This is a genomic window from Candidatus Defluviibacterium haderslevense (genome assembly GCA_016712225.1).
Taxonomy (GTDB): domain Bacteria; phylum Bacteroidota; class Bacteroidia; order Chitinophagales; family Saprospiraceae; genus Vicinibacter; species Vicinibacter haderslevensis.
Window position 1 is genome coordinate 962443 of the sequence record JADJRL010000003.1, and the last position, 21653, is coordinate 984095.

At 32.1% G+C, this 21653-nt stretch carries 23 protein-coding genes; 19 read left to right on the forward strand and 4 right to left on the reverse strand.

Features of this window, described 5'->3' with window-relative positions; all coding sequences use genetic code 11:
* Window positions 1–174 precede the first annotated feature (174 nt).
* Together IPK88_03990 and IPK88_03995 are read left to right on the forward strand one after the other, a co-directional pair.
* Window positions 175–438: an FUSC family protein gene (locus IPK88_03990; GenBank protein ID MBK8242563.1), complete on the forward strand. Its 264-nt coding sequence runs from the start codon at window positions 175–177 to the stop codon at window positions 436–438.
* A gap of 90 nt (window positions 439–528) precedes the next feature.
* Window positions 529–867 (forward strand): protein-tyrosine-phosphatase, encoded by a 339-nt coding sequence (locus tag IPK88_03995; GenBank protein MBK8242564.1) that lies wholly within the window; start codon window positions 529–531, stop codon window positions 865–867.
* A gap of 59 nt (window positions 868–926) precedes the next feature.
* On the opposite strand, the gene IPK88_04000 is transcribed toward IPK88_03995, so the two are convergent.
* Window positions 927–2126: a hypothetical protein gene (locus tag IPK88_04000; GenBank protein ID MBK8242565.1), complete on the reverse strand. Its 1200-nt coding sequence runs from the start codon at window positions 2124–2126 to the stop codon at window positions 927–929.
* Window positions 2127–2202: 76 nt separating this feature from the next.
* Here IPK88_04000 and IPK88_04005 point away from each other — a divergent pair, with 76 nt between their 5' ends.
* The 15 genes from IPK88_04005 (at window position 2203) to IPK88_04075 (ending at window position 13152) form a co-directional block, all read left to right on the forward strand.
* Window positions 2203–2649, forward strand: a complete 447-nt coding sequence (locus IPK88_04005) for a hypothetical protein (GenBank protein MBK8242566.1) — start codon at window positions 2203–2205, stop codon at window positions 2647–2649.
* A gap of 169 nt (window positions 2650–2818) precedes the next feature.
* Window positions 2819–3814 carry a hypothetical protein gene (locus tag IPK88_04010; protein ID MBK8242567.1) on the forward strand — a complete coding sequence of 332 codons (996 nt, stop codon included), beginning with the start codon at window positions 2819–2821 and terminating at the stop codon, window positions 3812–3814.
* Between the two features lie 346 nt (window positions 3815–4160).
* Window positions 4161–4343 (forward strand): hypothetical protein, encoded by a 183-nt coding sequence (locus tag IPK88_04015; GenBank protein ID MBK8242568.1) that lies wholly within the window; start codon window positions 4161–4163, stop codon window positions 4341–4343.
* 35 nt (window positions 4344–4378) lie between these two features.
* Complete coding sequence (locus IPK88_04020) at window positions 4379–4636, forward strand: type II toxin-antitoxin system RelE/ParE family toxin (protein ID MBK8242569.1); 258 nt, start codon at window positions 4379–4381, stop codon at window positions 4634–4636.
* A gap of 237 nt (window positions 4637–4873) precedes the next feature.
* On the forward strand, window positions 4874–5434 hold the full coding sequence (locus IPK88_04025) for a hypothetical protein (GenBank protein ID MBK8242570.1): 561 nt from the start codon (window positions 4874–4876) through the stop codon (window positions 5432–5434).
* A gap of 88 nt (window positions 5435–5522) precedes the next feature.
* The gene (locus IPK88_04030) at window positions 5523–6245 is read left to right on the forward strand and encodes a CPBP family intramembrane metalloprotease (protein ID MBK8242571.1); all 723 of its coding nucleotides are present in this window, start codon (window positions 5523–5525) and stop codon (window positions 6243–6245) included.
* Between the two features lie 290 nt (window positions 6246–6535).
* Window positions 6536–7015, forward strand: a complete 480-nt coding sequence (locus tag IPK88_04035) for a cupin domain-containing protein (protein ID MBK8242572.1) — start codon at window positions 6536–6538, stop codon at window positions 7013–7015.
* An 18-nt stretch (window positions 7016–7033) separates the two neighbouring features.
* Entirely contained in the window at window positions 7034–7762 is a 729-nt protein-coding gene (locus tag IPK88_04040; GenBank protein ID MBK8242573.1) for a pirin family protein, read from the forward strand.
* Window positions 7763–8202: 440 nt separating this feature from the next.
* Entirely contained in the window at window positions 8203–9261 is a 1059-nt protein-coding gene (locus tag IPK88_04045; GenBank protein ID MBK8242574.1) for a histidine kinase, read from the forward strand.
* Between the two features lie 326 nt (window positions 9262–9587).
* Entirely contained in the window at window positions 9588–9854 is a 267-nt protein-coding gene (locus IPK88_04050) for a type II toxin-antitoxin system HicA family toxin (protein MBK8242575.1), read from the forward strand.
* A complete protein-coding gene (locus IPK88_04055; GenBank protein MBK8242576.1) occupies window positions 9844–10056 on the forward strand; it encodes a type II toxin-antitoxin system HicB family antitoxin in 213 nt (70 codons plus the stop codon). The genes IPK88_04050 and IPK88_04055 overlap by 11 nt, the downstream gene beginning before the upstream one ends.
* Before the next feature lie 90 nt (window positions 10057–10146).
* Window positions 10147–10629 (forward strand): hypothetical protein, encoded by a 483-nt coding sequence (locus IPK88_04060; GenBank protein MBK8242577.1) that lies wholly within the window; start codon window positions 10147–10149, stop codon window positions 10627–10629.
* 308 nt (window positions 10630–10937) lie between these two features.
* Window positions 10938–11678, forward strand: coding sequence for a carboxypeptidase-like regulatory domain-containing protein (locus IPK88_04065; GenBank protein ID MBK8242578.1), 741 nt, complete (start codon window positions 10938–10940; stop codon window positions 11676–11678).
* 190 nt (window positions 11679–11868) lie between these two features.
* On the forward strand, window positions 11869–12540 hold the full coding sequence (locus IPK88_04070; protein MBK8242579.1) for a carboxypeptidase-like regulatory domain-containing protein: 672 nt from the start codon (window positions 11869–11871) through the stop codon (window positions 12538–12540).
* A 405-nt stretch (window positions 12541–12945) separates the two neighbouring features.
* Window positions 12946–13152, forward strand: coding sequence for an RDD family protein (locus IPK88_04075; protein MBK8242580.1), 207 nt, complete (start codon window positions 12946–12948; stop codon window positions 13150–13152).
* Between the two features lie 151 nt (window positions 13153–13303).
* Here IPK88_04075 and IPK88_04080 read toward each other — a convergent pair whose 3' ends face one another.
* On the reverse strand, window positions 13304–15310 hold the full coding sequence (locus IPK88_04080; protein ID MBK8242581.1) for a hypothetical protein: 2007 nt from the start codon (window positions 15308–15310) through the stop codon (window positions 13304–13306).
* Between the two features lie 153 nt (window positions 15311–15463).
* Between IPK88_04080 and IPK88_04085 the strand changes: the two genes are divergently transcribed.
* Window positions 15464–16720, forward strand: a complete 1257-nt coding sequence (locus IPK88_04085) for a pentapeptide repeat-containing protein (protein MBK8242582.1) — start codon at window positions 15464–15466, stop codon at window positions 16718–16720.
* A 36-nt stretch (window positions 16721–16756) separates the two neighbouring features.
* Here IPK88_04085 and IPK88_04090 read toward each other — a convergent pair whose 3' ends face one another.
* A complete protein-coding gene (locus IPK88_04090) occupies window positions 16757–17767 on the reverse strand; it encodes a hypothetical protein (GenBank protein MBK8242583.1) in 1011 nt (336 codons plus the stop codon).
* Window positions 17768–17930: 163 nt separating this feature from the next.
* Here IPK88_04090 and IPK88_04095 point away from each other — a divergent pair, with 163 nt between their 5' ends.
* Complete coding sequence (locus tag IPK88_04095) at window positions 17931–19436, forward strand: right-handed parallel beta-helix repeat-containing protein (GenBank protein ID MBK8242584.1); 1506 nt, start codon at window positions 17931–17933, stop codon at window positions 19434–19436.
* Window positions 19437–19606: 170 nt separating this feature from the next.
* Here the strand turns inward: IPK88_04095 and IPK88_04100 are convergent, their stop codons facing one another.
* Window positions 19607–21037 carry a T9SS type A sorting domain-containing protein gene (locus IPK88_04100; GenBank protein ID MBK8242585.1) on the reverse strand — a complete coding sequence of 477 codons (1431 nt, stop codon included), beginning with the start codon at window positions 21035–21037 and terminating at the stop codon, window positions 19607–19609.
* Window positions 21038–21653 lie beyond the last annotated feature (616 nt).

Genomic DNA, 21653 nt, shown 5'->3' on the forward strand with positions numbered 1-21653 from the left:
ATTTTAAAGGCAAATAAATATTAAAGTTTTTTTCAGTTCACAATTGAAGACGAATTAATTATCTTTGGGTCTATATGGATATAAAGACATGTTTTGTTGAAAGATGCGCTTAACCAGATGTTTGCTGCTACTATTGTGACAACTTTTAAATAGATAATATAAACGAATCAAACAATGAAAAACAAAGACTTTACAGAATTCACGGAGGAAGAATTAATAGACGAAGCAAAAAAAATGAAATCATTTTCCATTACCAATGCTTTGTTTATTGGATTTTTAGTGGGAATTATACTTTATAGTATTGTTAAAAACAGTTGGGGAATGCTTACATTAATTCCTTTGTATTTTATCTACAGAATGGTTAATGACCCCAAAAATAAAAGAAGTAAAGACTTGGATAAATTATTAATAGAACGAAATTTAAAAAACAATACTTAAACAAACATACTACAACCATGATGGGCTTGCCTAAATGCTGGGTGTTGTGCAACTTCTACCTGTATCATATTAATATTCCAAAATGCGTCTATGAAACCTAATGTTTTGGTTGTATGCGGTAGAAATAAAAGACGCAGCAGAACTGCCGAATTTATTTTTAAGAATGATGCTAGATTTAATATAAAAAGTGCAGGTCTTAGCGCGCAGAGTGTAGTTCAACTCAATGAAAAATTAATTCATTGGTCGGATATTATTTTTGTAATGGATGATGGCCAAAGAAATAGAATTCAAAAGCAATACAAAAGTTTAGACATTCCGAGAATTGAAAATTTGGAAATAGATGATGTATATGAATATAAGAATGAAGATTTAATTGAAATGTTGTTGAAGCAAATCAATGAAACATTAATAACTGTTTATAATATTTAGTAGTCCCGAAGTTCTTGTTTTATGAAAAACGTTTGGCGCACGCTACACTATTTTATTTTTCAATGTTTTTTCAACCATTTATCCAGTCGCTTTATACACGAAAATTCTGGCTTTTCAAATCCTATGGGCTCTTCTAGTGCGTTCCTTAATTCCTGTACTGCCGGTTTAAAATCTACACCCTGGTCTTGGAATTGATCTGCAGCTTCAAGGGCGTGTCTTACTTCTGTACTAAATTGACCCTCGTATAGATGGTCGGGAATAGAACTTCGGCGAAAACTCTCACGAATTAATCGTGCCTGACTCAATATGCCCTGTTCCACGCCTTTAGCGAACCGCGGTTTATCGTCGACATCATTAGATAAAATGAATCTGAATGCCTCATCTACTCCATAACCTTCAAAAGTTTTTAAAAGGTCTTCCTGCCAATCGGGCTTACTTTTGATTTTGAGCAGAGCCTTTTCTCGAATTTGCTTGGGCTGATTGTTGCCGCTAAATATAAAAAGCGAAGTGATGTCCTTGCTCGCATCGCATTCTTCAATCTGCTTCAAAATTCCCAGTTGGAAGTCGTCCAGTTCGTTGCTTGATCTCGGCAAATGGATGTTCAACTTGGTTACTACCATGCCCAGAATAATTGTGGCGAGTATCAGACTGTTGAGACCAACGACCCCGGATAGTCCCCATCTTACGAGTTGAGGCGAGACCGTTGTTCTTAGACCATCGTTCAACAATATGGCAGAAGCAATCATCAGGACCAGTGGCGTCAATATTCCATTCACCAAACCCAGAATAGGAACCGTCCTAAAACTGGCTTCCATTCCTAAATTCGCTCCTAAGATCATGACCAAAAAACACAACACCAGGATTCCACCATGTGCAAATCGTCCCAGACTAAGCCAGTTATAACCACCGCCTAAACCAATAACACAAGCCACAAAGGCCATACTGATCCAAAAGGCAGCCAATAACATGAGCAAAACCCAAGAATAGCCGACGCCATAATCCCCTCCCGGCATTTTTTGTAAAAAAGTCATTTTAAACAAACTCCCGGCAGCAAGCAGGGCTAAAAACAAGAGTATATTTCCGGCTATTTGCATGATTGAGCTTTTTGTTTTATGCATTCTATAAATTAGTAATTCGCAAGCAATAATACGGAATTTTGAAAAATGTAATCCTGAAATAATTTGTGCCGAGCTATCATCATTTCTCTTGGATAATATGTGACTTCTAATAATTGGATTGTTTTTTAGAACGATGAACAAATACTAAATTGAATTTAAAACGTTAGCTTAATATAGCATAATGATATTTATGAAAAAATAAATTAAACTAAATATTATGAGAGATCAAAAAGTAATCCTAAAATTAGGAATTACATGTCTAGTTTTTATGTTTTTTGCAACAATTTGCATTGGTAAAGGTAGTAGAGGATATTATTACCTTACAGGCACAGCCTGCGATTACCGAGGCAAACCATTGCCCAATAAAACCTTACAATTAATATATAACGGAGATACTACAAATATAAAAACATCTAAAACAGGTGAGTTTATCGCAAAGATAGAATGGGAAATTCCATGCATGTCTGGAGCAGGTATGTGGCAAGAAAACGAAATAGATAGAGAACGCTTTATCAATAGCTTTAATTCTGAATATTTGATTTTTGTGTATGGGAAAAGGAATCTTAAAGTCGCAAATAGGTATAGAATGTTTACAGGGATTTCAAGTTATCACTCAACAAAAGAACAGTTGAGTTATTATCAAGACTTACAGTTTGAAAAATAAGCTCTCTGAAAATGGTTGTTACAAATTATAATTATGTTTTGAGTGTGATCGTCAATAGTAAAATAGTTTTCCACAAACCTGGTAAATATTTTTTATCTTTGGACTCATTTGGAATAAAAATCAAGTTTTAAAAAAAGTGCGTTTTGTAAGATATTCTCATCATATTAAAATGAAATTGATATCTCTAATACTATTTATACTTTTAATTCAAGGCCTGGCATGCAAAGAATATTCGGCTGAATATATTGAAGCAAAATCAAAAATAGAAAGATTAAATTATTTCGATACTGATGTAAAATCTCAAGAGATTCTTTGTCTATTAGGCAAAGTACCTTCAACTGAATTATCGTATTTAATGCTAAAAGGTAATTCCCTTGAAAAAATATATTCATTCTGGACTTATGTACAGAGGACGAATGCAGATTATAGAAAATACTTTCCTGTTTTGGTTATGGACACCACCAAGATTGAAAAAGAACATACTGGATGCATTATTGGTCCACCAACTGAAGTAGGGAATATTATATTTGATATAGCAGAAAATAAAAGGAGTGGATATGGCATTTATAAAACATATCCAGAATATCTCGATAGTATTTCAATAGAGCTAGTTGAACATTTAGGCAACAGAGGAAATATTAATTGTAGACTACTTAATTTGAATGCACCAGAAAATTTATATAGTAAAGTCAGAGAAAAAGCAATGAACGGAAATATTCCAGCATTAATTGGTCTTTCAGGTTATTTGAAAGAACAAGATATTTCAATAATTAAAAAATATTTAAAACCAGATTCGCGTATGTTATTCTATGGATTAGCATGTGTTGAAAAGTTTCCTCATGTTAATTTTGAGATAGATATTTTAGAGATCTATCACTCAAAGATGAATCAAAAACATCCATTAATTTTCAATTATGTTTGCCAAATCCTTAGAAAATATAAATCCATAAATACTGAGAATGCATTTAATGAATTGATTTCAAATCCCAACAAGTATTATTATCAGATAATAGAGTTATGGCATTCATTTGATAAAAAGGAATACAACCATCCATTAAGAAGGAAAATAATTGAAAAACTGGGAAAAAGTGAACTAGAAAGAAGACAGACTGAATATAGAAAGATGGATTATTGGCAAATTGCCAGAGCTGAAAATGAATACTGATGAGACCAAAATATTGCTACCGCATTTACATTAAAAATTATTTATCATTCTGGATTTCATTCTGAATGACAGTTCCAGAGTTTGACTTTAGGTAAGTTGCAGAACTGAGTCAATATCTAGTCATTCATCAAGGTTTATTAATATCAAATGAATTGTGCTTAACATGAGATCAAATAATAATTAGGCTTATTTCAGTTTACAAAATGCTATAGATCTATTACCTTTGGGTTCAAGTAGATATAAAAGCATGTTTTATAAAAAGGGGCGTTTATTTAGATGTTATCTCAAATAAAAAAGCCACATTAAGTAAATAAATTGTTATAAATTGCACTAAAATTTATTAGATTTGCTAACGAAAGAAATAATAAACGATCAGATTAAGGAAATGCCTGACGAATTTACAATAGACGAACTTATAGAAAGTTTATTAATTGTAGAAAAAATCAATCAAGGATTAACAGAATTAGAACAAGGGAAAATTATAACTGAGGATGAGTTAGACCAAAGAATGGCAAAATTGTTCGGATAGTTTAGACTTAACTTGCCACACAGGAGCTTCATCAAATCTATGAATTTATTGCTCTAGACTCAAAACTTTATGCAAAAAGTCAAGTATTAAAAATTCGAAGTAAAACAAAAATATTAAAAACATCTAAATACTTTGGTAAAATAGTTGACGAAATTGGAATTCCTGTTATTAGAGAAGTAATTGAAGGTAATTATAGGATCATATTTAAAATCCGAAGTAAAAATGAAATTGCAATTTTAACCATTCATCATTCAAATAGAGATCTATCAAAAGGTGAAATTGGGAAAACATGAGATAACAATGTAATAGCGGTTAGGCTCTCTAACGGTCGCCCATCGCTAGTGCTTGAAGTTAATAATATATGAATTGTAGTTTCTATTTGGCACATTAGAATTTAAGCTTACTCCGATTCACAAAATGTAATAGATAAATTATCTTTGGGTTGATGTGAATATAAATGTATTGTTTATAAAAAAATGCATCAATTTAAAAGTTGAGTGTAATGAAGAAATAAAAACGCGAAAGAGAAATTGAACTTTAAAGAGAAAATATCGAATTACATTTTAGGAAATATTTCGAATAGCCAATTACCAGAGATCGGATTAATTGGTCTTAAAGAAAATTTAGAAAGCGAGTCGTTAGTTATTCTTGCAGGGATGAATGAAAATGATAACTCTTTTGAAATCGAAGAATATTATAAAAGAGCTTTGGCAGAATTAAATTTTGCAGAGCCAAATAAAATAGAAGCGGCAAAAATTCTATTGATTCATTATTTGAACAAGATGATTTCAAATCCAAATCAAGTATTCAAATTCATGTCTAATATCGACAATGAAATTTATAAACAAGAAGATTGGAAATTAATCTTAAAAATAGAAGCTAAATATTTAGGCGAAGAAATTGGACTTGAAAAGTTATTTACTTGGTATCGAGAACTTCAAGACTGGAAAGACGAAAGTAAATTATTGTATTACAATAATTTACCAAGAGATGAACAAAGATTGAAATTTGAAGAACACTTAATTGAAGAAGCAAAAGAACTACTTGATAGACTAGAAAAAGAAAATAACACTACACACAACAATGTATAAAATGTTGATTGCCAGCAAAAGCTCTCAATGCCATTTATGCCCGACCGTTGGTTATAATTTTTTGACACTAAACCATAATTAAACATAAATGATAGGCATTCTTGTTGAACTACTTATTTCTTGGATCTTATTGAGACTTCTTCAGAAGCAAAATTTAACAGCAATAGGTGTTGAGCTTTCTTCTCAACGTTTGAAATATATAGGCGTTGGGTTATTATTTCCAATTCTTTATTATTCCATTTTATTCATGGTCTTGTCCTATGTTGGGAAGAATCCATATAACCTTAACAATAATTATACGAAGGCAAACTTTTTGGAAGCCACATGGTATGTGTTTCAGTCTGTAGCTTTCGAAACATTGATTTTCCAAGGAGCATTGCTTTATATGCTGATTAAATACTTTGGCTCGACTAAGGCTATTCTTATTTCCGCCGTTTCATTTGGTATTTATCATTGGTTTTCCTGGAATTTATTCGGCCAGTTATCTGCCATGATTATTACCTTCTTGACAACAGGTATAATGGGTTATGTGTGGGCTCTTGCCTTTGATAAATCGAAATCCATTTACCTTCCATTTGCATTACACCTTGGATCTAACTTTACATCCATGGTACTATTTTCAAAGGATAAAAATATCGGACAGCAACTATTCATCCAGACTTATACCGCTGACCCTTATAGTCCTGGAACTATAATTTCCATCCTATTACTCCTGTGCTATTATATTGGTTTTCCGATATTGCTATTATTGTACTTGAGGAGCATTCAATATAGAATTGAAGTGGATAATATCATTACAACAACCAATTAAAACTCCCACTAACCCAAATATATCTAAGCTGGATCTTAAAAACCCTATTTGGGTATAGACACATGAAGTTACAAAAGCTCGTCAACATCTTTTTGCAAAACATTACGAATACAGGATTTAGTTTTATGTTTGATTTATTTAGAAATAGAATTATTATGGGCTTCATTTGAGACCAATTTAGTATCTTTGAATTCTAAATAGTATAAAAGATAAATTTTAATAAAAGATACTTTTTGGGGATATTGATGGCCTGAGTGTCACACTAATCTATGATTATTCTACATTGAATTATGATAAATAATATAAAAACAATTGACAACAATCAAGGTCATAAACTAAACATTGCCGGTGGAGCTTATCGTATCATAGTTTCAGGAAAAGATACTAACGGAGCATATGCTATTATTGAAATGACTGTTCCAGCAGGAGCAGGACCAGTTCCACATGCTCATCCAAACTTTGAGGAGATTTTTTACGTCATTGAAGGAGAATTAAACTTCAGATCAGAAACTGGACATTATACTGCTCAAAAAGGGGCTACAGTCTCCATTCCAAAAGGTGGAATTATTCATAATTTTAAAAACAATTCTGATAAACCTGCCACACTCCTGTGTACAGTAATTCCAGCAGGATTAGACGATTTCTTTGTTGAAGTAAATGAGTTCATTCATTCAAATCAAAATAAACAAACTGACTTAAAAGAGCGTATTCAGTTGATTTCTGAAAAATATGGCCAAAAACTTTATGACGCTAATTTTTGGGATTTGTAGTTTTTAGTAAATTGAACTATGATAAGAAAAGTAACAAACTCCGAAAAACACGGCAATGATCATATTTCAATATTGTTTCCAGGTAATGCCATAGATCATTCCGACACAGGTATTGGAAGTATTGGACGTATAGACCAAGCTAGTATTCTTGGAGGAACTACAATAAAAATGCACCCTCACATAAATGATGAGATTTTATCCTATTTCAGAATTGGACATGTAATGCATACTGATTCAGAACAAAACTCGGAGGTTATTTCAAGAAAAAAGTTAATGCTGATGAAAGCTGGTAAACTATTTTATCACCAAGAGCATATGCTGGATCACTTAGAAGGTTTACAAATTTTCATTCGACCTCAGACAAAAGACTATACTCCTGAAGTAATTTTTTACGACTTAGAGAATGAGAACAGTATAAATACTTGGAGGTTTTTGGCATCAAACAATGCAAAGACAAAAATTCAGTTCACGAGCGAAACAGAAATTTACGATATTCAGATTGATAATAACGAAATTTATAAAATACCGGTGTCTGAATTAAAAAATACAACTTCAATATTATATGTTTTTCAGGGATCAATTATAGTTAATAACGAATTTTCTTTGATAAAAGGAGAATGTATTATTTTTGACGAAAATCAAATTTCTTTTAACACAAATTCGACTGCAGAACTTGTTCTGTTTATAACTAATAAAAATCAAGTTTGCTTTAAAGATGGTATGTTTAGTGGAAATCAAAAGATTTAGCAACCTTGGGTAGGAAATATGAATTTGTTTATATAGGATTATAAAGATACTAATAAGAGCGTGGAATTCGATAATATTGTAGAATAAACAAGATCATTGGAATTTTGAACTCCCAAACATCTGGAAATTCAAAAAACAAAGGGTATTAATAATTGGACGGTGGTTTATATTTAATTTATTAAGAATTAGATGTATTTCAGTTCAATATTCGCACCCATAAAATATCTTTTGAAGCATTAAGAAAAAATACACACTTAATAAAAATAAATAGGTTTTTTTAAACAGTTATTTAGTGATACCAATGAATACAAATTTAATTCGAAATTTACGTTATAAGTGAAACGAAATAAAATTAGTTTTGACCAATGAAAATGATCTCCATAAAAACATACCTACGCCTGTTAATATGGTTCATTTTCTGTTCTTCTTGCAATGGACAAGTGAAAACCAACTTACCAAAAGGCAGCGTAAAAAAATCAGAAACCGACAACGGACTTGGATTACCAAAAAGTTCTGAAGAGATGAAATCCTTTTTGGATGTAGGTGTTGACCCTTACTTTATAGAAACGAAGGACACGTTCTCAACAAAAGGACCGCAATGCATAGTCCGAAATATCATTCAGGATAAGTTAGGAAATATATGGCTGGCCACCTGGCATGGTATTATAAAATATGACGGTAAAATATTTACAAACTATACTTTAAAGGAAGGTCTTATTCATTTTCATGTTATAGCTTTATTTGAAGATTCAAAAGGAAACATTTGGTTTAGCAATGCAAGAGGAGGGATTTACCGCTATGATGCCCGCCTCAATGACACAGTCAGTCAGGGAACTTCATTTACACTTTTTACTACTAAGAATGGCCTGATTGATAATACTGTTAATTGTATTGCAGAAGATAAAAATGGGAACATTTGGTTTGGAACTGAGCATGGTGCAAGCCAATATGATGGACAAAAGTTTACTCATTTTACAACTAAAGATGGTCTAAGTGATCCATACATTAATTCCATAATGCAAGACAGAAAAGGAAAAATATGGTTTGGAACAAATAATGGCATCAGTATCTATGATGGCCAATCATTTACAAAATTTAGAGACAAAAATCATTTGCCGTTCAAACAAGTAGCTTCCTTGTTTGAGGATAAAAATGGAAACGTTTGGATCGGAAGCGGAGCTAAAGAAATAGGCGGCTATGGATTATGTTTCTATGACGGAAAGTCAGTGAAGTATTCCGTTAATCCTTACTTTGTTATGTATATGTGTCATGACAAGAATGGGAATTTGTGGTTAGCTCATAATAAAGGAGCTGCCCATGCTAATTTCGCGTTATATAATTATAATGGGAAATCATTTAATAAAATCATAGAACAAAGAAAAACGGACAACCCTTTAATTTTCGGAATTATTGAAGACAAAAGTGGCAACATTTGGTTTGGTACAACTAAAGGTGTTTGTCGCTATAATGGAAGATCATTCAACTATTTTACAAATTAGCAAAGAATGATAAAAATACATATGAACAGATATCAAGACGTATTTCAAATAAACAAGAATCCTCAGCTTTTAAGTTAATTTTGTTTTAAGCTCTTAGTCCTTCGGCCTGTTGCAGATCGTTTGTAAGATGTTCTCTAATAAATGATTTGTGGTTTAATTTGACCTCCTGGAGCTAGGCTCATTCTAGTTCACAATTTGGGATAAATTTATTATCTTTGGGTTTATATGAAACTATCCTCATGTTTTACAAAAAAGAGCCTTTAGCAAGATGTTTTGCTCCATTAAAAAAGAATTGACCCCCAAAAATAAAGTCTTATATTTGCATTATGGGAAAGATCGATAAACTAGTTGTAAAAGTATTAACTGGTCAAACGGATCATAATATAAATTTTAATGAATTATGCAACTTACTTGTTAGGTTTGGATTTAGCAAACGAATAAAAGGAAGTCATCATATATTTTACAAAGATAATGTAATTGAAATATTAAACTTACAAGAAGTTAATGGAAAAGCTAAACCATATCAAGTAAAGCAAGTTCGTGAACTAATTTTAATTTATAAATTTAAAATAACTAACAACGATGAAATATAAATATGAAGTTATAATCTATTGGAGTAAACCGGATAATTCATTTATAGCGGAAGTTCCTGAATTAGCAGGATGTAAATCAGATGGAAACTCATATGAAGAAGCTTTAACCAATATTCAAATTATCATTGAAGAATGGATTGAAACGGCTAAATTATCTGGAAGGCAAATTCCAGAACCTAAGGGGAAATTAATGTATGCATAACTAAATTAATGTGGCATAAAATAGTATAAAAAGGTTACATTGACTAACTCATCGAATCACTTATATTTAAACGTTAGTAGTTAAATAAATATGGAATCTAAAAGAGTACAAATTTCTACAAGTTTTATCTCTTTAAGAATGACTGCAATCGGTGCACTTTTGGTACCACTAATAATATTGGATTTTAACAATAAAGGAGAATTGTTTACTCAATTAATTATTGCTATTATTTTCTTTGCTATTTCAATTTCAATTTTTATTCTTACATATAATCAAAATAAAATTGAATATGATGGAGACTACTTCTATTTAATGAACAAAAAAAATAATCTGGCGGAAACTATTCCAATAAGTAATGTTGTTGCATTATCTTATTGTTTTCTTGGATTTAGCAATGGATTATCTTCATATTCTTATAGAGTAATATATCGTACAAATAATTATGAAATAAAACAGTTCTGGCTTTTCCCAAGTACTTCAACTGATACCTACGTTTTAAAAAATGAAATTAAGAACAGGGTACCGCATGTAATTCTCACACATGATTGCTTTAGAAAAAAAGAAAATTTCTAACACACAAGCAAAAATTCAACCATTAACAAAGTATAGAATCTACAACATTAGGCATTATAATTCATTCTTTTTTTATTTATTCCGATAAAGAGGACTTAATTTTTTAGTTTTGGCTTTTAATAAAATGCCTGTACGACATTTCTACTTAAAAAGATATTAACATTTGATTTGTGGCCTATATTTACAAACCAAGAATTAGGCTATTTCAAGTTCGCAATATGAAATGGATTTATTATCTTTGGGTTTATATGAAACTATTCCCATGTTTTATTAAAAAGAGCGTTTAGCCAAACGTCAGTGAATATTTGATGAAAAATATTGAATACAAACTAAATATTGAAAAGCCTTGCTCCCAGGATTGGGAAGCAATGAAATTAGATAATAATAATAGGTTCTGTCAACATTGTCAGAAAACCGTAATTGATTTTTCAAATCTGAGTGATATTGATATTTCAAAAATCCTTAATGGTAATTCAAATAATATTTGTGGTCGATTGAATCAAAATCAATTAAATAGACCCATACTACCTAATTCATTAAAATCCAATTCATCAATTCTCCAAAAAGCTATTTCAGGGATTTTATTTATTAGTGCTTTTGTTACTCATCCAACGAACGCCCAAAATATTAATACAGTAATAAATCAGAAAATACAAAGAGAAAACTACCCTTTAGAAATAACTTTTAAAAATAAAAGCAAGCTCGATAGTCTACAACATCTCATACAAGGTAAAATTATTGATGGAGAGACAAAAGAACCATTGCAATCTGTGAATATATCTATTTTAAATTCAAATATTAGTGCGATTACAGATATTCAAGGAAATTTTACTATGGTAGTCCCCGATAGTTTCCTTTCGGATAGTCTAACTTTTAATTTAAGATGTCTTGGGTATTTTACAAAAAGTATTTCTATAGATGTGAATGACCAATGCATATCAAATAATCCATTAATTATTGGAATGGAAGAATCTATGCTGGGACTGATAGCAGTGGTATTTGTAAAGAAGAAAAAATGGTGGCAAATCTGGAAAAAAAGCAGCAAATAACGAGACTTACACAATACCCCACCAGATTTCCACAATATTCTTAATTCATTTTTTCCAAAATGACTTATTAATTTTTATATTTGTCTGCGAAAATATAGTTACTACAAAGACTTTGCAGAATCCGTTAACATGCTAACTTCATATGACAAAAATATTAAAACCAAATCATTGCGACCAAAATTGGTTAGAAATGACACCTACTAATGGTGGACGTATTTGTGAAAAATGTAATAAAAGAATTGTTGACTTTTCTAAAATGAACTGGGCGCAAATAGAACGTATTCAAAACCAAAATAACAACGCTGTATGCGGAATGTATAATCACAAACAATTAGAAAATTGGGGACATGAATTACCTACTTTTACGAATTCAATAAAAAAAATGGCTACTATAACAGGCTTAACAGTATTCATGGCATTACCAACAAATGCTCAAACAACTAATAAAACTGAAAGTATTATTATTAAAGGACAAATCTTTGACGAAAAAAACAATGACGTAATTATTGGAGCACAGATAATTTTAAAAAATAACAATATGGTATCAACATCAGATTTTGACGGTAACTTCCAAATACTGGTTCCTAATATTTCATCAGCACTTGTGTCAGATACTTTAGTAGTTACCTATAATGGATACCTTACAAAACAGATCATTCTTAATGATATTAAAGATGTGCATGTCTCTGATGCTAAGATTAGAAAAGATCATGGAGGGCTTAAAATATTTCTATCGCTAGATCAAGAATTACAGCAAAATTTAGATGAAGTTACAATAATAAAATATGCAGTAAGGAAACCCACACTCAAACAAAGAATCCACTTCAAAATTAATAAATGGTTTGGGAAAAAAGAGCAATAAAACTTTGTAAATAAAATATTCGTAACTATACCTGAATTACCTTTGATTTATCAATGAGTTAAGAATAAAAAGATAAATCCTTAATTTTGGTTTAAATATATGTGAACGCAATTAGAATTTTACCTTAATTATAATTATCCCTTTAGATAATCAAACTTCTCCCTAAATTACCCATGATCCTAGCTTCAATTCTAAAACGATTCACAGCGCTCGTATTACACCGTAATCTATTTTTGATCTTGTTCTCAGCATTGTATTTATTATTTAATTTTCAATTCTAAAAAAATATCGGTGATATTGATTCAGGCCATCAATATGGTTGGGATTTTCCGAATGCATTCAGGGTTATGATACCTGACTGTTTAAGCAGCTTGGACTGTTTTTAAAAAAACTGCATAAGTTAAAATTGGTCAATCATTTGGAAAACGATTTCAAAAAATTAAAGTACTAAACCAGAATGTTGACAGTCCTGAATTACACAACATTATTATTCGTCACCTATTTGATGTTACTGACTTTGCCTTTTTACCAAGATGTATTGTTGTCTTCACAAACAAAAGAAGACAAAGAATTGGTGATTTGATGGCTAAGACTATGGTGATGCAAAAATAAACCTGAATTAAAAAATGGAATAATTAACTGATATCGTGAATTTTTAATGTAAATATTAAAGATTCTATGTATTCATTTTAGGATAGTGATCATTTAAGTTAAGCAATCGATTGATTCAAACCTTGATTCGTAGCATTCAATAATATATCTCCTAAAAATATGTTTTTTGTACCTCTCGCGGACGCACAATTGGTGTCTTCGGAATAAAAGTTATGTCCATAAAATCTATTGTTCCGTTAGGCGCGATTTTCAACATAACTGACTGATAAGGCTTAAACTCAACATTAATTTTTTGTAGTTTTCTGTTGGTATATATGTTGAATGCCATGGTTTTTGATTCAGTCATCAGAGACTGACCTGAGTACACAGGATATTGTAAATCTTTGGACCCCCATTGTGCTAAAAATAAATATTTAGTTCCATCTTTCGTCGTCCTGCACCAATACCCCGGCAAGCTATCTCCCTGAATCAATGGCGGATGATTGATGATCTGATCAAAATGTTTTGAGACCTGTGGTAATGCTAATAATTGTCGGATTAGTGTTGCATAACTTCCTGATTTGGATTTACCGGGTTGACTCGGGGTTTGTTTTATACATATCCTTAAACCATCCTTGGCCAATTGTAAAATCCGTTTTAGGGCCCGAATATCCATATATTTTACATCGACATACAGCAGTGAGAATGAAGCATCACCGACGACCAGCTTACGATTTACAACTTTGGACTGCTCCAAAAAATGTCGGTTGATCCACAGCGGATGATATCCTGCTGTTTCTGCCGGAGGATCTATGTATCTCATTTCATATTCTCCCCATACCCACACACGCTGCCTTTCAGGGGGATAGGCGCCTTTCATCAATGCATCTTCATAAGGAATATATACTGCCACATCACTGTAAGTCTTACCCTCTTGTAAAATACCGGAGACTTTTTCAACATAAGAATTAAAAGCAGGTATTTCATCTGTCAGACTTCCTCCGGGACCAAAATAACAAGAGGCAAAAAAATCAATCGTATCTACACCTTCAGGATTATAGGGCATTCCAATGTAAATATGCTGATTGACCCCATTGGCAAACAAGGCATCAGCTACCATTTTAAGATCGGCAGTTTGCTCTTTTCTCAGGTAGGTGTACGGAAAACCATACATACAAGTAAACGATTCACAGCTTACCATTTCCTTGGATGACAAACAAGCCGCAGAGCTCACTATTTTAGAGTAATTGGGATTGTTCAGCATAGCTTCCGTTTCCGGAATATCAACCAATGCATAAGAGCTCATCACATCTGTAGGTGCACCAAGACATTGTACCCTGGACCAGGCTCCCATTTCCTTACACTTGCTTACAAAAGGCTTATAGAATCCTTCATTAATATACGCATCCAAATGCAACATATAATCATACCGCACATCAGGAAATGAATCTATACCCATGTTCATGTAGGGTATAATATCGTACTTGAATCTTACTTTAAATGTTGAATCAAAGCCGGGAGTCCAAATTTTATTTGTTTTGTTGAGTTTGATTTCCCAGGAATCCATAAAGAGCGCCGATTTTGAACCCTTTAATACCTCCTTCATGGCGGTCTGAAATGGATCAGCAAAAAGCTTAAAGGCATTAGAATCGAGGTGATTGATTACCCTCATATTTTGAGGATAGGCCCAGGAAAAGGTCAGCATCTGACTAAAACATGTATCCCCGTAGATTTGGGTGCCGTGTTGTTTATCAATATCTAGGCCTGCGGAAGGCCAAGCACTTCCAAACGTGAAATCACAGGCCAGTTCTATGGAATCAGCATACCGCTTGGTATAAGCTACGATATCTGTCCAATCCTGACTTAACCACTCCTGTGCACTGGTATCCATGGGATACTGCCTGTTAGAAATCAGAGCATAAATAGGATTGTAACGGTACAATGGATAAACCCATGCGATTTCTACCCCACCAAACTGATTTCGCTTCGCCCAGTCGAGTTGAAACTTAACATCTGATGGTTTAATTTTTGTAGCAAACCAAAACCATCGGGCAAGTGGCTTGGATGTCCGGTAGAATTTGTTCGGAGCCGTGGATTTACCTTTAGGATTATCAGCAATATTATTGACACTCATTAAAGGCAAACATAATATTAGAACTAAAAATTTCAAGAGATTCATGGTGTAAAAATAGCTATTTAGAAATAGATCCTCATCGGAGCTTTTAAGAATCAAATACTGATCTTTAAATTACAAGCTTAAACGATTACTTTTGTGCTGATGTACACAAAGGTAAATTTTATCATAACATTAAGTCCTACATTGTAAATAAAAATGACCCGAAGATTGATTCATATCTTATTACTTTTCTTATGTATGATTCTGGGATGGGTATTGGGTTACATGAAAATGCCTTACATCGATCGGAATGACGCGTTTTGGATTGGTGTTGTCGGGTGCCTTGGACTCATAGGTTTTATGATTTCACTATTTCGAATTTGGAAAATTTATAAGGGCACAAATACTGATGAAACAGAACATAGTTCATTGACTGGTTCATTGATCAAAAGTTTGACTAATTCTAATTTTTTAGTTTCTATAATCATAATTGCCTTAATCTGTGCTTGCCTATTTTCGTATAACCATAATCGACAAATAAATGAAGAATTGAAACAGACTCAAGCTGCCTTGGAAGATTTAAAATCAAACACCAATATAGAACAACAACGCATCAACATTTCTTTATTATCTGATTTGATCAACGATTTGGATTCAAACCAAAATTACATTCATGATACCCCAACTATGAATCACATGGTAGAACGGATTGTGTCATTAAGTTCTTCCTTCAAAAAAAATAGAGTATGGGATTTTGCCAATAAAGTAAATGTAAGCTTAAGTGAAGAACGAGGACTTTTATTACTCGCCATACTTAAAACAAAAATGGATTCCACCTTTTTCAATAAAATAAAAGCAAACGTAAGTTTTTATGGTGCAGATTTAAGAAATGCGGATTTACATGGTTTAGACCTCAGTGGAATTGATTTAAAATACGCCAATTTAGAATATGCTAATCTGCAAGGCGTCAATCTAAATGATGCTAATTTAAATGGAGCTAACTTAATGGGTGTAAATTTGAATAAGGCCACTTTGGTTGGTACTAATTTGATTTCTGCTACCATGAATTGGGTAAAAGCCAATGAAGTTGATTTCCACAAAGCCAAATTAGATAGTGCTCTTTTTTCAAATGCAACTGCAATACATTCGCATTTCACCAATGCATCCATGATTCATACGGTAGCAAGTAATTCACTTTTTAATGAATCGGATTTTGACTATTGCGTATTGATGTACACGAATGTCTCGAATGCCAATTTTTCTAAAGCGATAATGACCCATGCGGAATTGTATTTTCTGGATTTGAATAATACCATAATCAAAGATGCCATCATTCGAAAAAACTGGAAAGAACTACTACTGGAAGAAAAAAATACCGGAGTAGAAACTATGCTTGAGGCTTATCAAATTATTTGTGACAGTACTTCCATCAAAGATTCTACATTCTATCGAATTATTTCCAAGACTCAATGAAGCAATCATGCTTAGACGGACTGATTGAATATACTATTACAAACTTTTCATGAGGGTATTGATTTTATTCGAAAATTTAATGATGATATCATCTGTAGGACGATAGGGATCCATCCCCATTTCAAATGCCCACATGTAATAACTTTGAATATCATTTAAATAAGAAGCTAATAATACTTCATTGCATTTTGTAGTCTCGTTCAACTTGTATTTATGTCTTAGTCTAAGTCCAATTTTTTGACCAATCTCATTATTAATGATGTCTACATAATTATCCTCGGGACTATTTATTGAATCATTAAGTTGCTTCTCCGTAAATCTACCGGAAGTTATTTCAGGCATATTTTGTCTTTCATGCAAATCGCCAATTAAATCTCCCAAATCTTCTGAAAAAAACGAAGTAATAATCGCCTGTGCAGTAACATGATTAAAGGTATTGATGTATCCCTTCTCAGAACTATCTCTGACATTCTGAAATGCTAACTCAGGTGTATTAATATGTTGACATGATACTAGCGCTAGGTCATAAAAAGATTTATCTCCTGGTCCAAACATCACTGGTTTTCTTCGAGCTAGTATATAGGAAACTTCCAATTCTTTTCTTTGTCGAATAATATATGAATTGGAAAAAGCAAAACAGCTTCGTGTAAAATAATCAGCATTTCGAAGTTCCAATATTTTATTTTGACTGATACCGGAAATCATGGTGCGTTGCACGGTTACCGCATTGTTTGGGTACTTTAAATGAACAATGGATTGCCGATATGCATTGCTATCGAGCTTCGAATAATCCTGTTCGTATTGAATTGAAACCATTGTTTTCAGATGCGTCAAATTTTTAAAACGCGACGATAAAATAGCCTTAGTATTTATTCCTAATGAACCATCATTCCAAGTGTCGGTATCATCAAAATGTAAATAGCTTGTAGCACGAGCATCAGGAAGAAAATAGGCTACAATTCCAGATTTCGAAAAGAATAGGATACAGCTGGAAATAATGGAAACGCATAAAATAAATACTAGTAATTTATATCTTTTAGGGTCCATTTATATTTTTGATCAGACAAAGTTATTTAAAAAACCATATATGTTGAAATAATTTATCGATAGGTTAATTGTTCCATTACATTCATTTATAGAAATTGTTGATTGAACAGAAAATAAAAATATATTGTAAATTTCATTTATGTTTGTAGCATCATTTAATTTTATGAAATATTACGCTATATCTTTCATTCTGATATTCACCATTCCTATTTCATCTTATGCAATGAAATATAATATCACCTCCTTTGGTGCAATAGGTGATGGTGTTACACTGAATACTAAAGCTATTCAGAATGCAATAGATCAGGCTTATGCCGACGGTGGTGGCGTGGTCGTAATCCCAGCAGGTAAATTTGTTTCAGGTTCCATCATATTAAAAAGTGGAATTTCTCTTCATCTCGAAAAACGAGCCATATTGTTGGGGAGCATTAATATTTCGGATTATATAAAACTCAACAGATGGAAGGCATTAATCATGGCTGATGGTGTTACGAACATTTCTATAACCGGAAAAGGAACTATTGATGGAAGAGGAGACCAGCTGGCCTTACATATTGACAGCCTATTTTATGCCGGAAAAATCGATAGTCACAATTATTATTTGGCAGAACGAAGATCTTGGGCTGAATTGAGACCTCAGATCATTGAGTTTAATCGTTGCAGTCATATTAAGGTATTGGATGTGCTGATAAAAAATGCAGCATGCTGGGTTCAAACTTATGAGAAATGCAATAACATTATCATTGATAATATTCGTGTCGAAAGCGATGCTTATTGGAATAATGATGGGATTGATATCGTGGATTGTCAACATGTTCGGATCACCAATTGCAAGATCAACTCCTCTGATGATGGTATATGTATTAAATCTGAAGATTTTAGTTTGTCCCAAATTTGTGATAACATTTATATTGCTGATTGCACCATTCGTTCGAGTTCGTGCGCTGTAAAATTTGGAACCTCTTTAGTAAGTGGCGCCCGAAACGTAGTGATCAAAAATATTAAAGTTTATGATACGTATAGATCAGCCATTGCTATCGAATGTACTCAGGGAGGATTTATAGAAAATGTACTCGTCGAAAATATAGTAGCCAAAAACACCGGAAATGCCATTTTTATACGTATTGGAAAAATACGTGGTGCCCCGACTGCAGGTCCTTTGCGAAATGTCATCATTAGAAATATAAAGGTTACTGTACCGTTTAACAAACCGGATATGGCATACAACATCAGAGGTCCGGAATTACCCTATTTTCATAATGTATTCCCTTCATCCATTACCGGGAATCCAGGTGTTTATGTAGAAAACGTGATTTTAGAAAATATTAAAATCATCTATCCGGGCAGAGGACTAAAAGCATATGCCAACATACCCTTATATCGCATAAAAGACGTTCCTGAACTTGAAACGAGCTATCCTGAGTTTTCAATGTTTGGCGAATTACCGGCATGGGGATTCTATGTAAGACATGTTAAAGGATTAACATTTAAAAACATAAACCTGAGTATCAAAGATCCCGATTATCGTCCAGCCATGGTGTTTGATGATACACATCAATTGAGAATAGAATCCCTAAAGGTTATTGGTGATAATAAACCAAATCCTATATTCTATAAGGATACCAGTAAAGTGGAATGCATTAATTTGAAAGTTCAATTGAAAAAATAATAGAATTGAAAAATCTTCAAATCTTAGTTTAATACAATTATTATTACAGACAAAGAAATAAACAAAAATCCAAACTTAATTTATAAGCTATTAAACTTACTTGTACAAAAACAAAAATCCCCTTACTCGTTAAAATAAGGGGAAAGATGGTTTTTAGGATCGTTATACTATCACAATTTTATAAATGATCTTTGATAAGTATGCTTTTGGCTATCTTGAAGTAGTAAAGTATACATACCTGCAGGTATTTTCGATACAGAAATAATCTCACCATTTACATATGTTCCACTTGCAATTTTAAGACCTTCTATGGAAATTATTGTATAATATCCATTCTCGATTTCGGATTCACAAATAAGCTCCTCAATTATTGGATTAGGATAAATTTTTAATGTATTCTTTTTGATATCTGACAAACGATTAACTTCATGTTGCGAATAATGAAAACTAATTAGATTTCGAGATCCCCATTCTCCAGTTGCTTTTTTTTGTTCATAATAGGCTACAGCTAGTGGTCTCCCATTAGAAAAAGCGTCGAATTGAAATAATAAATAGAAAATATCCAATACAGGTAGAATTAATTGACTGCCTTTAACTGATTCATCAAAATTGTTGAGAAATAAATTAATATTGACCCAAGCTTGTTTTGTTTTGCTCCAGGAATAAATTAAAATTTTGGTTGGATTTTTAGCTTGTGAATAACTGACTTCAAAGAGTTCTACATTCAACCAAGTAGAATTTTGTCGGTCCCAATCGAGTTCTAATTGGCTAGTTTTTAAGCCAAAAGCATCATAGGTAGTTTGAATCCGACTATCGTTAATGAAAGTTGATGCATTAAAATCCCATGAATACCTAGTTTGTTCAATTAATTTGTTACTTAAGTTGTAAATAAAAATGGTTTTATCATCTTCATTCCAGGTTTCTAAACTAGCATCCCAATCAAAGTTAAGGTCTTCAATTAAATTTCCTGAACCATCATATTGATATACGTTTTTACTATAATTAACCCAGCTCATTCCATCATGGTCTGATACAACAGCAACTGCTACCTTGTCATTAATTATGGTATATTCACTTTTTTCATCCAAGCTCCAGATTCCTGAATCAAATATATAGCTCGAATCTTTAACTAATATACCTTTAGAGTTATATTCATTCAATACTTTTGAGTTTATGTCGAATGAATTGGTTTGACTATTCCAATCTCCACTTTGAGTTTCTATGATCTGGTTTTTTGTATTGTAATAGAAAACAGCGTGAATAAATCCCATCCATTTTTTGTTGAGATTATCCCACAAATAAAAGTTTAAGACAGTGTTTCGCTGCTTTGCATCATAAAAATAGATACTTCTAAACGTGTTTTGAGCTGCAGTAGAATCAAAAAACACAAAACTATCGAGCCTCATTTTTAATTCCGCAGCCCTCAAATAATGTGTGAATTGATTCAATTGAGCCATTTTCTCGTAGGGCTTAACTCCCTTTAAGTGAATTCGATCTAATAATTTTTTCTTTAGCTCATTGTTATTCGACAAAAAAATCTGAGCACTTGCGTTTCCAAAAACAATTAAGGTCAGGACTAAAATTTTTAAAGTTAGCTTCATGATTGTAATTTTAATTGATCATTAATACTATAAGTATACTTTCATTAAATGTATTAATCTATGATACTAGTCAACTAGAAGCGTGATATTTATCAGGCAAAAATTCGTTTATAATGGAATTAATTCCATAGAGAACTCAAATCGATAATTTAATAGAATGGCATCCCATTTATTTACTTATTCCTTCATTGGGCAAGTAAGAATAGGATTAAATTAAAAATCCCCTTACTCGCAAGAATAAGAGGATTTAGAAAGTTGAGGTCGAGAGCGGACTTGATTATATATTTGTAAATCAATTATTTATAAATTATTACTTGATTAGGTGTATATATAGGTGTACAAATATTTTATTTAAACAATAGAGAATATATTAATCAAAAACTTTTAATTGGCCCAGATGGAATTTTTTTTTATAATAATTGAAGTCAGACTAAGATGATAATTGGATCAAGACATTTAAGATAACATTGTCTTAATAATATATTTTAGACCGATACTAACGTCTCAACTTGTATATATTTAATATAATTCATGCTAAAATAGAGAATCATATTTATAAGGAGGTTTGTGTTAAATTACGCTTTAGGAATTATTGTACTGACTTATACTAATAATA

Bases quoted from the DNA above. Each gene is read 5' to 3' on its own strand.
- IPK88_04030 (MBK8242571.1), top strand. From the start codon at position 5,523: ATGATAGGCATTCTTGTTGAACTACTTATTTCTTGGATCTTATTGAGA.
- IPK88_04040 (MBK8242573.1), top strand. From the start codon at position 7,034: ATGATAAGAAAAGTAACAAACTCCGAAAAACACGGCAATGATCATATT.
- IPK88_04010 (MBK8242567.1), top strand. From the start codon at position 2,819: ATGAAATTGATATCTCTAATACTATTTATACTTTTAATTCAAGGCCTG.
- IPK88_04050 (MBK8242575.1), top strand. From the start codon at position 9,588: ATGGGAAAGATCGATAAACTAGTTGTAAAAGTATTAACTGGTCAAACG.
- IPK88_03995 (MBK8242564.1), top strand. From the start codon at position 529: ATGAAACCTAATGTTTTGGTTGTATGCGGTAGAAATAAAAGACGCAGC.
- IPK88_04070 (MBK8242579.1), top strand. From the start codon at position 11,869: ATGACACCTACTAATGGTGGACGTATTTGTGAAAAATGTAATAAAAGA.
- IPK88_03990 (MBK8242563.1), top strand. From the start codon at position 175: ATGAAAAACAAAGACTTTACAGAATTCACGGAGGAAGAATTAATAGAC.
- IPK88_04060 (MBK8242577.1), top strand. From the start codon at position 10,147: ATGGAATCTAAAAGAGTACAAATTTCTACAAGTTTTATCTCTTTAAGA.
- IPK88_04090 (MBK8242583.1), bottom strand. From the start codon at position 17,767: ATGGACCCTAAAAGATATAAATTACTAGTATTTATTTTATGCGTTTCC.
- IPK88_04005 (MBK8242566.1), top strand. From the start codon at position 2,203: ATGAGAGATCAAAAAGTAATCCTAAAATTAGGAATTACATGTCTAGTT.
- IPK88_04100 (MBK8242585.1), bottom strand. From the start codon at position 21,037: ATGAAGCTAACTTTAAAAATTTTAGTCCTGACCTTAATTGTTTTTGGA.
- IPK88_04085 (MBK8242582.1), top strand. From the start codon at position 15,464: ATGACCCGAAGATTGATTCATATCTTATTACTTTTCTTATGTATGATT.
- IPK88_04095 (MBK8242584.1), top strand. From the start codon at position 17,931: ATGAAATATTACGCTATATCTTTCATTCTGATATTCACCATTCCTATT.
- IPK88_04065 (MBK8242578.1), top strand. From the start codon at position 10,938: ATGAAAAATATTGAATACAAACTAAATATTGAAAAGCCTTGCTCCCAG.
- IPK88_04080 (MBK8242581.1), bottom strand. From the start codon at position 15,310: ATGAATCTCTTGAAATTTTTAGTTCTAATATTATGTTTGCCTTTAATG.
- IPK88_04055 (MBK8242576.1), top strand. From the start codon at position 9,844: ATGAAATATAAATATGAAGTTATAATCTATTGGAGTAAACCGGATAAT.
- IPK88_04035 (MBK8242572.1), top strand. From the start codon at position 6,536: ATGATAAATAATATAAAAACAATTGACAACAATCAAGGTCATAAACTA.